At 51.9% G+C, this 13,177-nt stretch carries 3 protein-coding genes; all 3 read right to left on the bottom strand.

What is annotated here, in order from left to right:
- Window positions 1-47: 47 nt before the first annotated feature.
- Window positions 48-4,235 carry an Ig-like domain-containing protein gene (locus CRP01_RS14240; RefSeq protein ID WP_099150735.1) on the bottom strand — a complete coding sequence of 1,396 codons (4,188 nt, stop codon included), beginning with the start codon at window positions 4,233-4,235 and terminating at the stop codon, window positions 48-50.
- A 75-nt stretch (window positions 4,236-4,310) separates the two neighbouring features.
- Window positions 4,311-8,450, bottom strand: coding sequence for a cadherin-like domain-containing protein (locus tag CRP01_RS14235; protein ID WP_143473386.1), 4,140 nt, complete (start codon window positions 8,448-8,450; stop codon window positions 4,311-4,313).
- Window positions 8,451-9,206: 756 nt separating this feature from the next.
- Window positions 9,207-12,761: a chromosome segregation protein SMC gene (gene smc / locus CRP01_RS14230; RefSeq protein ID WP_099150733.1), complete on the bottom strand. Its 3,555-nt coding sequence runs from the start codon at window positions 12,759-12,761 to the stop codon at window positions 9,207-9,209.
- Window positions 12,762-13,177: the final 416 nt, after the last annotated feature.

Raw genomic sequence — 13,177 nt, 5'->3', positions numbered from 1 at the left:
AAGTGTAAAGGAGAGCGAATGATAGCTCATTCGCTCTCCAAAAATTTTTATTTGGCTAATTGTTCAGGTATAATAAAGGTCTGGATCTTGAACACATTGACCGGGTGACCGTCCACATTGTTGAAGATCGGGTCCACGTCATTGTTCTGACCGGCGAAGATGGAGGAGCCATCCATATTTACATCTCCCAGGAAGTATCCGTTGTAGATGTAGGTCTGGATCTTAAAGAAGTTGCCTGGCGCCTGATCCACCTCGTTGAAGATCGGATCCTTATCGTTGCTCTGTCCGGCGTATACGACCGAAGCATTGGCGTTGGTATTACCGGCCCAAAGGGCAAATACACCGTTGATGGATACCTGCTCGCGACCGTTGTAGCTGCCGCCCTGATCCCAGAGGTTCAGGGAACCGTTCGTAAAGTCCACGGTAGTTCCGGTAGCGGAAAGCGCAATCGCGTTGTTGGTCATGGTTCCCAGGTGATTCCGGTGACGGACCGCTACGTAGTAGGATCCCGCCTCAGATTGGGTAAAGAGCAGAGGAGAAGTACCGTCTACATCCACCACATCACCGTCACGTTGTACCAGACCGGCACGGGTAGCAACCACCTGTGTGAGATCGGCAGAACTGCGTAGTTCTACGAATACCCAGTCTACGATTGAGTTAGATCCGAGGTCAGCAAATACGGTTCCCGGGTTGGTTACCGTTTCGCCGCCACCACCGTTGGTATGGCCGAAACCGAGACCAGCGTAAGGTTCTGTATTCGGGATCACGCCATCGGACCGCAGGTCATCGCGCATGACACTTCCGCCAGTGCCCAGCAGCGCACCCTGCAGCAATACTCTCACCTGCAGGCGGACGTTCACCGCATTCACGTTAATGCTAATGGTAGCCTGGTCGCAGGTGCCGTTGGCATCGCAGATCTCGTAAGTGATCTCATCCGTTCCGTAGAAATTGGGATCCGGAGTGTACTCGATGAAATCATCCGTCGGATCGTTGGCCGTACCGTTATCATTCACGGTTGCCACACCATTGTTCGGCGGATCTACGATGGTGATCGTTCCCGTAGCCGGGCCGTCGCCACCAAAGTCATCGTTATTGGTCACATCGATATTGGTCGTGCCGTTTTCATCGACATTGGCCACATCGTCACCGGCTGCCGGAGTATCGTCCACCGGATTGATCGTGACGTTCACCGTCGCCTGATCGCAGTCGCCATTGGCGTCACAGATCTCGTATTCGAAGCTGTCGCTACCGAAGTAGTTCGCATTCGGTGTGTAGATCACGCTATCGTCCGTCGGATCGTTCGGCGTACCACCGTCGTCTACCGTCACCGTACCGTTGGCCGGAGAAGAGAAGATCGTGATGTCCGCAATCGCCGGACCGTCGCCGCCAAAGTCGTCGTTGGCCGTTACCGGAATGTTTACGAAGGCATCTTCGTCAACTGAAGCTACATCGTCAACTGCGGTGGGCAGGTCGTTCACCGGATCAACCGTGATGTTAACCGTACCCACATCGCAATCGCCGTTGGCATCGCACATCTGGTAGGTAAAGCTGTCATTACCAAAGTAATTCGGATCCGGCGTATAGATCACGATATCATCCGTCGGATCGTTGGCGGTGCCGTTGTTATCAACTACCACCGTACCGAAGTCCGGAGAATCCACGATCGTAATGTCCGCAAGGGCCGGACCATCGCCGCCGAAATCGTCGTTCGCCGTTACCGGGATGTTGACCGAATCGTCTTCATCTACGGATACATTGTCGGTTACGGCCGTCGGCAGGTCGTTCACGGCATTGATGGTCACGCTGACCGTCGCCTGATCGCAGTCGCCATTGGCATCGCAGATCTCGTATTCAAAGCTATCACTACCGAAGTAGTTTGCATTAGGCGTATAGATCACGCTATCATCCGTAGGATCGTTCGGAGTACCACCGTCGTCTACCGTCACCGTACCGTTGGCCGGGGAGGAGAAGATCGTGATGTCCGCAATCGCCGGACCGTCGCCGCCAAAGTCGTCGTTGGCCGTTACCGGAATATTCACGAAAGCATCTTCGTCAACGCTGGCTACATCGTCCACTGCGGTCGGCAGGTCGTTCACCGGATCAACCGTGATATTTACAGTACCCACATCGCAATCGCCGTTGGCGTCGCACATCTGGTAAGTAAAGCTGTCGTTGCCGAAGTAATCCGGATCTGGCGTGTAGATCACGATATCATCAGTCGGATCGTTTGCGGTGCCGTTGTCATCAACTACCACCGTACCAAAGTCCGGAGAATCCACGATCGTAATGTCCGCAAGGGCAGGACCGTCGCCGCCGAAATCGTCGTTCGCCGTTACCGGAATGTTTACAGAATCATCTTCATCAACGCTCACTACATCATCTACGGCTGTAGGTAGATCGTTCACGGCATTGATGGTCACACTGACCGTCGCCTGGTCGCAATCGCCATTGGCGTCACAGATCTCGTATTCAAAGCTATCGCTACCGAAGTAGTTTGCATTCGGCGTGTAGATCACGCTATCGTCCGTCGGATCGTTCGGCGTACCACCGTCGTCCACCGTCACCGTACCGTTGGCCGGGGAGGAGAAGATTGTGATGTCCGCAATTGCCGGGCCGTCGCCGCCGAAGTCGTCGTTGGCCGTTACCGGAATGTTCACGAAAGCGTCTTCGTCAACTGAAGCTACATCGTCAACTGCCGTCGGCAGGTCGTTTACCGGATTGATGGTCACATTGACCGTGGCCTGATCGCAATCACCGTTGGCATCGCAGATCTCGTATTCGAAACTGTCGCTACCGAAGTAGTTCGCATTCGGCGTATAGATCACACTATCGTCCGTCGGATCGTTCGGCGTACCACCGTTGTCTACCGTCACCATACCGTTGGCCGGTGAGGAAAAGATCGTGATGTCGGCGAGGGCCGGGCCGTCGCCGCCAAAGTCATCATTCGCCGTAACCGGAATGTTTACGAAAGCGTCTTCATCAACGCTGGCTATATCGTCCACCGCCGTGGGCAGATCGTTCACCGGATTGATGGTGATACTCACCGTTGCCTGGTCGCAATCGCCGTTGCTGTCACAGATCTCATATTCAAAGCTGTCGCTGCCGTTGTAGTTGGCATTCGGCGTATAAGTGATCGTATCATCGGTCGGATCGTTGGGGGTGCCACCGTCGTTGACCGTCACCGTACCGTTAGCCGGCGAGGAAAAGATCGTGATCGCCCCGTTGGAAGGGCCATCGCCACCAAAATCATCGTTTACCAATACATCGATCAATACGGCCACATCCTCATCGGTAGTGGCTACATCATCCACGGCAGTCGGCAGGTCATTAATCGGATTGACGGTAACACTGACCGTGGCTTCATCGCAGTCGCCATCCGCATCACAGATCTGATACTGGAAGCTGTCACTACCGTTGAAATCCGGGTCCGGCGTGTAGGTGATCGTATCGTCCGTCGGATCGTTGGGGGTGCCACCGTCATTCACGGTCACCGTACCGTTGGCCGGGGAAGCAAAAATGGTAATCGCACCAATTGCGGGTCCGTTTACCCCAAAATCATCATTGTTCAATACCAGGATTTCCACAAAAGCATCTTCATCCACCGATGCAATATCATCGTTGGCGATCGGCGCTCCGTCCAGCGGACAGGCGTAGGAGAACGTACTCGGATCGTTGCCGAAATAAAGGTCCTGTGCCGGTGCATCGTCCACACTGACCGATATCTGGTTATTGAAGTTCGCACCGAGGTTATTCAGGATGGCCTGTTGGATAGAGCCATCATTCGTCAAAACCTCCACATTTCCTCCAAAACAGTCAGCAGGCAAATCAAAAGAAAATAATTCAATTGCCTGTCCACTGACTGCCGGAGGTGAGGGTGAGTTTTGTAATACTACCTGGTAGACGTCATTTCCCTGCAGGTCGTTCGGATCAAAACCTATACCCGAATAGACATCGGGGGTAAGTCTTTGGGCTACCCAGGTACCCGTAATGTCGACAAAACTGCCGGAGCCGGGTAGCGGATCTACCGAGGGGTTGGTGACTGTTCCTTCCGGAAGCAGAAAAGAAAATACGGAAGTGGAGATCGTAACGTTGTTGGAACTAAAGTTCGGATACGCCACCGCCGTAATGTGCAGCGGGTCACTAGGATCCTGTATGAATCCATAGGTAACCTGATTTTGTCCGTAAATGGTTAGGGCCAAAAACAGCAAAAGAGTAGTTATGGTTATTTGTTTCATGTAGAGGATAATTAAAAAGTTTAACTATGGGAGGGATAGACCTAAATCGGCAGAATATCCCCTGTTGGGCTCAAATTATTTCGCTAATTGTTCGGGTATAATGAAGGTTTGCAACTTCAGCACGTTATTGGGATGCCCGTCCACATTGTTGAAAATGGGATCGACATCGTTGTTCTGGCCGGCAAAAATGGATGAACCGTCCATGTTCACATCACCTAAGTTGTAACCGTTGAAAATGTAAGTTTGCAGTTTAAGCAGGTTGCCGGACGCCTGATCTACCTCATTGAAAATGGGGTCTTTATCGTTGCTCTGGCCGGCAAACACTACCGAGGCATTGGCGTTGGTATTCCCGGCGTAGAGGGCGTAACTCCCGTTTACCGTGATCTGCTCTTTACCGTCGTAAGCTGCACTTTGCTCGTACAGGTCCAGACCGGTATCGGTAAAATCGACCAGTGTGCCGGAAGTAGCCAGCGCAATCGGATCGGCCGTCATGGTTCCCAGATGGTTTCGGTGCCGTACGGCTACATAGTAGGAGCCGGCGGACGACTGGGTAAAGGCCAGGGCCGAGGTACCGTCCACATCCACCACATCTCCGTCCCGTTGTACCAGCCCGGAGCGGGTAGCGACAACGAGGGTGGCATCAGCCGGATCCCGGAGTTCCACAAATACCCAATCCACAATGGAATTATTTCCCTGGTCGGCAAAAACCGTTCCGGGGTTCGAAACGCTCTCGCCCCCACCTCCGTTCACGTGGGTAAAGGCGGGAAGTGCCGTGTAGGGTTCGGTATTGGGAATGACGCCATCCGAACGCAGATCGTCCCGCATGATGGTCCCGGGTGTACCCAGCAGGGCTCCCTGGAGCAGTACCCTGAGTTGCAATCGCAGATTCACCGCGTTAACCTCAATGGTGGCGATGGCCTGATCGCAGGTACCGTCCGCATCGCAGATCTCGTAAGTCACCTGGTCGGTGCCCACAAAATTGGCATTTGGCGTATAGTCAATACTATCATCCGTCGGATCGTCGGGCGTGCCGTTGTCGTTGACCGTGGCGGTACCGTTCGCGCCGTTGGTCACGATGGTGATCGCTCCGATGGCCGGACCGTCACCCCCAAAGTCATCGTTAGCGGTGACGGGTACATTGACCGTACCGTTCTCATCTACCGATGCCAGATCATCCACCGCAACCGGAGTATCGTTTACCGGGTTTACGGTAACATTGACCGTCGCCTGGTCGCAAGCTCCGTCCGAGTCGCAGATCTCGTAGGTGAAACTGTCACTACCACTGAAGTTGGCGTTTGGCGCATAATCGATCGTATCATCCGTCGGATCGTTGGGCGTACCGTTATCATCCACGGTAGCGGTACCGTTCGCGCCATTCGTCACCACGGTAATTGCGGTGGCACTGGGGCCATCCCGGCCAAAATCGTCATTGGCCAGCACATTGATCTTGACGGTCAGATCCTCATCTACAGTGGCTACATCGTCCACTGCATCCGGACCGCCGTCACAGGCATCGGGGATACCATCGCCATCGGCATCCAGACTGTCGTCACCGCCGCAGCATTGATCCAGACAATCCGGTGTACCGTCTCCGTCTACATCACTACGAATGAAACCGTAGTAAACTTCCAGTTCGGAAAGTACATTGGCCGTAACGGGAGCCGAAACGGTAAGCTGAACTTCGTCAAAACTGATACTGGTACGGAAACTGAGTAAACCGATACCCGAACTACCCAAAAGGGTAATATCCACCAGGCTGTTGCTGGCCGTGAAACTCTCGCGTTGGGTACCGTTCAGGTAGGTGGTTAGGGTGAGGTCCTGCAGGACGTCAGCGGTCAGTAATTCAACGCCACCTCCCAGGCCGAAACCGACCTCGTAGCCGCCGGCGATAGTGGCAACATTCTTAATGGAAATGGAAGCAGATCCGATAACTCCTGCCGTCAGGCGTATGGTGGTAAAATTGTTGAGATTGCCGTCTACGACATTACTGATGTTATCCACCTCGCACAGTGCGCAGGCGAGGGCGGTAATATCCGTCCGGTCGTAGGAAATCATCGAGCAGGCATCACTGGAAGCAGTGAGGTATTCCAGACAGGCACCTCCCGCTCCGCCGCCGGAATCCGGACAAAAAGTGGGTTCCTCAAAGGCATAGTAGATGCGAACGGTGGTCAGTAAGCCGGCCACATTGCCGACTACAAGTTCCAGTTCGTCAAAGGGCTGGGAAGTGACAAAACTGATCCGTTGCTTATTGCCCGGACCGCCCAGCACGCCGGCACTCAGCAGGCCGTTGCCGGTCGTTGCGGTTTCCTGCAAGCTGCCGTCCAGCAGCGTGCGAAGTTGGAAAGCGCCCAGTACCGTAGCATCCAGCAGACCGTCGGGTAAAGAGATCACGTATCCCGCCCGGGTGCCGCCCGGATAGACATTGCTCGGATCCCGTACGGAGATCAGCGAGGTAGCCGTCAGCACGCTCAATAACTGATCGTATTCCGAATAATTGGACAGGTCACCGTCGATCACATTTCCGGCATCCGCCGAAAAACAGTTCAGACAGACCCCGCCCAGCAGATTCGTACCGTCAATGACCACATCTCCGGCCACGATCGGATCGTTACAGGACTGGTCAACCGCGAATTCCTCCCGATTGATCGCTACCACATCCGAACAGCTACCTTCCTGCAGTTCAAAAAAGTAAGTGCCGTCTACGGTCATGCCCGTAACATTGCCACTGTTGTCAATGCTCGCCGGTGCCGGGTTGCCGGCTAAGGCGACCCAGGTCTGGCCGGAGCCGGCGGGTGGCAGATTGGCCGTAGTTTCCGGCGGGCAGATCGTCAGATCCAGTCCGGCATTTACATCACATACCAGATCACAATCGTCCGGGATGCCGTTGCCGTCCGCATCAAAATTATCATCACCGCCCGGGCAACTGTCGACACAATCGGGGAAACCGTCATTGTCGCTGTCCGGCCGGATAAACGCGTAGTAAACATTGTATTCCTGACCGACATTCAAAGTCTCGGTTACCGCCAGCCGGATCTCATCGAACGGCAGGTTTGTTTTGAAACTCACCAACGTAATATTAGTGTTACCGAGCTGTCCGATATTAGCGATCGCACCACCCGCACTCTGCGATTCCTGATTAGATCCGCCCAGGCGGGTCGTCAACTGAATGTTAGATAGGGTGGACAGATCGATCAGTCCAAGCAGTCCCTGCTTCTCAATGGCGAATCCTACTTCGTAGCCACCGGGAAAAGAGGTACCCGCCGCAACGGAAACCACGCCGGTTTGCCCCAGGCCGAGTAATCCGAAATCAATGGTACCGAAATCGGTGGTATCCGCGTCTACAATGTTAGCGGTGTTTTGTACACCACAGCCCAGTAAGGCGGTACATCCGGTAATGAAAGATTCGGTTACGGAAGACGTATAATTGGTTGGGACCAAGGCGGAAACACAATCGTGATCACAGTCGGGCGGTTCCACGTAGGCGTAGAATACCCGCAAACTGGATAAACCGGAAACGGTGTTATCGATCACCAGCTCGATCTCATCGAAAGGTTGGGTAGTGATAAAACTGATCCGTTTTTTGCTGCCCTCGCCACCAATATTGCTGATGGTCAGGATCTGGCCAAGGCTGGTATTGGCTGATTCCTGGAAGGAATTGTCCAGATAAGTGCGGATCGTGAAATTATCTAACAGGTTGATATCCAGCAGCCCCGTAACGGACTGAACCACAAATCCGGCCCGCTGACCGGCAGCATGATTCTGCTGCAGGGCTTTCACGGAGACCAGTGGGGTAAGGCCCGCTACCGTAGCCAGACTATTGAAAGTCATACTGTTAGTCAGGTCTCCGTCTATGATATTTTCCAGATCTGAATTGCCGCACAGCAGGCAGGCCAATCCCGTATTGATCTGATCGACCACGGCACCTTTTCCAACGATCGGATCGTTGCAGTCCGTGGCCAGCATAGCTTCCTCTACGGCAGTAGTTTCAGCCGAAGTATGGGCATGAGCATCATTAAATACGGGAAAAAGGAGAAAGAAAAATAAAAAGATTGTCCCGGGTAGAAGATGAGTGTTTCGCATTCCGGGAGCTTTCTCCATACTGATCCGGCACATTGGAGACCATCCGGCCGGACAGGTATTTTCTTTTGGAGGTTTCCAGTTCTTACACAACCGGAACAGCTTGAGTACGAACACTTTCAATGAGTGTGCAGACATTGCTTTAATTGTTTGGGTAATACTTAAATGGTTTAATCTACTTGCCTGACAGCCAATAGATTGCAGTCTATCGAGGTACAGGTATATGCCCGATAGTAACTGATGCCCGGAAACCGGGCGACTCTAAATGGCCGTTAAATCTTGAAAGTGTTGATCTCGTGGTTGCTGGACAGGATGTTTTACCTAAACCTTATCTGTCCGAAGTGCTACTTTGTCGGTTTATGGGAAAGTACAGTAAGTGCATTGTTATACCGGGTCAGAAAGATGCATGATCTTTTGACTAATGGATAGTAGACATAGCTTTTGCGTTTGTAAAGTGCACCCTATACGCGCCGGATCGAACCGACCGGACACAGGAGTGGCCTTACAGCAAAATGTACTTTAGATAAACTTGTGTTTGTATAGTATTGCTCAAAAGCGTGCAGGGCTATTGAAAATAGCCTTGATGGTGTTGCTCACCTACGATGAAGTAGTAAATTGAAATGTAGTAAGGGAGGAAAAGCTTGTGTAGATTTAGAATAAATTCTACGATTGCTACAAGTTTAAGCATTTTACACTAAAAAACATAGGATAATCAAATGTTTTTTCATATATCCAAAAAAATAATCTCATAACTATCTAATTCCCAACTACTTCACTTTTATTCTTAACGATAAATTAATCTAAAAATAATTTCGGGTGATTGGCAGCAGGCAGCCATTATAATTTGGCAGCCCGCTCCTACCCTTTCGAAAGTATTCAAGAAACTGTAGGCGGCTAGTTGGCACTCACCTCAAAGGTAGCCTTATGTTCAAAATCGCGGAAATCCACCGGACTAACCCCGGAGACGCCCTGGGAAGCCATGAATACGCCGTAGATGGTATCTACCGCGGCCATGGTCAGCTTGTTGTGGGTAACGATGATGAACTGGGAATCCCGGGAGAATTTCTTGATGATCCGGTTGAACTTATTGATGTTGGCATCATCCAGCGGCGCGTCCACCTCATCGAAGATACAGAAGGGTGCCGGTTTGAGCAGGTACAGAGCAAACAACAGAGCCGTTGCGGTCAGGGTTTTTTCCCCGCCCGACAACTGGCTGATGGTTTGTGGTCGTTTACCTTTGGGCTTGGCTACGATCTCGATCTTGGATTCCAGCGGATTCTCCGGTTCCAGTAGGATGAGATCACAGTTATCGTCCTCGGTAAATAGACTGCGGAAGACGTCAATAAAATAGCCGCGAGCTTTTTCGAAAGAATCGAGGAACTGATTCGTAGCGGTATCCTCGATCTCCTTGATGGTTTCAATGAGGGACTCCTTGGCCTGTAGGATATCGTCCCGCTGCTGGGAAATGGTGTCGAAGCGTTCTTTCATTTCGTCGTACGCTTCCACCGCCATCGGGTTGATCTCCCCGTAATTATCCAGTCGGCCCCGGATGCGATCCACTTTTAGCTCTAGTTCTTCCAGAGGAAGGGTTTCCGGCTCGCGCTCCTGATTGAGTACTTCGTTGATCTCTATACTGAACTCGATGCGCAGACGTTGGGCTACCGAAGTAACCTCAAACTTCACATCATTATATTTTTCCTTTAACTGGTTGATCAGGATCTGGGCGTCCTGTCGCTGCCGGGTGATCTTCCGCAATTCATCCTCGATCTCATTGATGCCGCCCCGGGCTTTGTAATAGATCTGTTCCGCTTCGGTAAGGGTTTCCTCCATCACTTTCCGGGATTCGTAGGCTTCCCGCAGTTTGACCTCCTGCTGGTCCAGGGCATCCTGGATCTCCCGGACTTCACCGTCGCTTTTGGCCAGCGTTTCCTGGTTCCTTGCCAGGGTCTGCCGGGTCTCTTCCAGTTGCTTTTCCCGGTAATTCAGCTCCCGCTGAAAAGCGCCCACTTTATTTTGCTGGCGGATAAAGGCAATATTCTTATCGTTATAATCGGTGGATGCCTGACTGAGCTGCTCGGCAATTTCCCGGAACGAACTATCCGTATTGTGGATCTGATCTTTGATCCCGCTGATCACATCCATTTTTTCCGCAAGCTGCTCTTCGATATCGCGGATGGATTTTTCCAGTTCACCGATCTGGCCTTCGCTCTCTTCGATCTTCGTACTTACTTCGAGGATGAAGGATTCAAAGTTTTCCAGGCGCGTGGCCAGCGAAATGCGCTGTTGCTCCAGCTGATTGAGTTGCTGCCGTTCGTGCTGGATCTGGGCGTTGGTCTTTTTCGCACGCAGCTCCTCCAGCTTTTTACGCAGACTGAAATATTCCGTGGACAGGCGGTTTTCTTCGCGCTCTGCCTTTTGAATGGCTTTTTCGAGTACCTCCAGGTTCTTCTTACGGCCGATCTTTTTACCTTCGAACAAGCCGACGGAACCACCGGATATACTGTATTTGCGTTTGATGAAGCGTCCGCTGCTGGAGAGCAGCGTCGTTTGTTCACCAACCGGTTGTTTCAGGTCTTCCTGATCCGTAACCAATACGTGCTCAAGCAAATAACTGAACAGATTATAATATTTCGGCTCGGTTTCCACCAGATCGATCGCCTGGGTCGCTCCCGGCAGCAGGGCGATCGGGGCGCTGTAGTCCCGGAAGGCATCCAGCAGGAAGAAATTGGCCTTGCCCTTCTGACTACGACTCAGCAACTGGATAGCCGCGTAGGCTTCTTCCAGATTTTCAACGACGTAGTAATTCAGATAGGGTTCCAGGTAATTCTCGATGGCGATCCGGTAATTCTCCTGCACATAGATCAGGTCGGAGAGCAGCGGCGCATTTTGTTTCCAGTCCTTATTTCCGCTCAAAAAACGAATGGATTCGGGAAAGCCTTCCAGGTTTTCGATCATGCTCTGGGTCAGCTTGAACTCATTGCGCTTGGCGTCCAGCTGGCGGTTCACGCGGCTCCGCTTCTGGTTGATCTCCTCTAGTTGTTCTTCGGCCTGACTGATATCCGTCTGCCGTTTTTCTTCGGCCTTTTCGAGGGTTTCCACTTCGCTCTTTTTCGCCTGCACCTGTTCCTCGATCCCCCGGATCTTTTCGCGCAGGCCGCTTACTTCGCCGGTCCGCATTTCAATATCTAGCCGACTGCGCTCGATCTCCTGACGATAGGTCTCGATGCGGTTGGAATAAACGGCTTTTTCTTTTTCAAACTCGAATAGCTCCCGCTCTACCGCCTGCTGGCGGTTCACGACCTCTTCCAGGTCGGCCTTGACGGAACCGTGGTTCTCCCGGATCTTCTGCAGTGCATCTTCCGCCTGTTCCAGTTCGAGCTCCAGCCGGGATTCGATCCGTTTTTCGGTATTGAGTTCCGTCTGGTAATGTTCAATATCTTCTTCCAGCTGCTGGATGCGGGTCCGCGCCTGCTGGATGTCCGAAGACAATTTTCCTTTATTCTGTTCGATAAACTGGAGGCGCTGATCCTGCATGCGCTTATCGTTCTCCAGGCTGCGGATCTGACCGATGAGGTCGTTGAGTTCCCGCTGGCGGTCGCTCAGGGCCTTTTCCTTATCCAGATTGGCCTTGCGCTCTTCTTCCAGCCTGGCTTCCAGTTGATTGCTCTTGACGTCGAAATTGCGGTATTTGTCCTGCTCTTCGTTGAGCTTTTTGGCCATATCCCGCTGCTTATCCCGCAGGGCGTTGATCTTGATCACTGCAAGATTGACGCTCATTTCTTTATACTGCGCCTTGAGTTCGAAGAACTTACGCGCCCGACGGGCCTGTTTTTCCAGGGTTTTCAGGTTCTGATCGATCTCGTAGAGCAGATCCTCCACCCGGTCCAGGTCTTCAGTCGTATTTTTGAGCTTATTGAGCGTTTCCCGCTTCCGGAGTTTGTATTTGGAGATCCCCGCCGCCTGTTCGAACATCTTCCGGCGGCTGTTGTCCTTATCCGCCAGGATATCGTCTACCATGCCCAGGGCAATGATGGCGTAGGAGTTGGATCCGATACCGGTATCCAGAAAAAGTGAGGTGATATCCTTCAGTCTACAGGTTACTCCGTTCAGGCGGTATTCACTTTCCCCGCTGCGGTACAGCATCCGGGTGATGGTGACCGACTGGTACTCGACCGGCAAAAGATTCTTGGTATTCTCAAAGGTGAGGGAAACGGAAGCGACACCGGAGGGTTTGCGTTTTTTCGTACCGTTAAAGATCACGCTGGACATCTGGTCCAGACGCAGTTCACGGCTCTTTTGTTCGCCCAATACCCAGCGGATGGCATCCACAATATTGGACTTTCCCGAACCGTTCGGCCCCACGATACCGATCACGTCGGCATCGAAGTTGATGACCGTCTCGTTCGCGAAACTTTTAAAACCTTTTATTTCCAGGCGCTGCAATCTCATAGCCTGCAAAAATAGAAAAAAGGAAGCTAGACTAACCCTAGTGGGTGGTTAATTTATCCACAATCCACTGTTAAGTTAATGTTGGTAAAGGGTGGAAACATGAATTACCCCGGATTTTACAAAAGGCGGTGTATGACCTCAGAGAGGTCAAATATTCGTAGAATTTAGCATAGATAAGCGTTTTCCGACCTCAGGGAGGTCGCACATTTACCACATTGCTCCATGTGGTGCGACCTCCCTGAGGTCGAAACCAGCATTTCGACTATTTTTCTACGAATGTTTAACCTCTACGAGGTCATTTTTGAGTCCTGAAAAAATTCAGGATGAACTGTGTTCCCATGCAAGCAAAAGAGTGAAAAAATTATGCTGATTTGTATTTGAGATAATATCGATTATCAAATTTTCGATCATATTTG

Source organism: Flavilitoribacter nigricans DSM 23189 = NBRC 102662, from assembly GCF_002646595.1.
GTDB classification, from domain to species: domain Bacteria; phylum Bacteroidota; class Bacteroidia; order Chitinophagales; family Saprospiraceae; genus Flavilitoribacter; species Flavilitoribacter nigricans.
Note: the sequence above shows the minus strand (reverse complement) of the source record. Positions and strands in the feature narration are given on the sequence as shown.

What these genes read in the sequence shown, in the direction of transcription:
- CRP01_RS14240 (WP_099150735.1), bottom strand. Translation starts at nt 4,235, where the DNA reads ATGAAACAAATAACCATAACTACTCTTTTGCTGTTTTTGGCCCTAACC.
- CRP01_RS14235 (WP_143473386.1), bottom strand. Translation starts at nt 8,450, where the DNA reads ATGTCTGCACACTCATTGAAAGTGTTCGTACTCAAGCTGTTCCGGTTG.
- smc (WP_099150733.1), bottom strand. Translation starts at nt 12,761, where the DNA reads ATGAGATTGCAGCGCCTGGAAATAAAAGGTTTTAAAAGTTTCGCGAAC.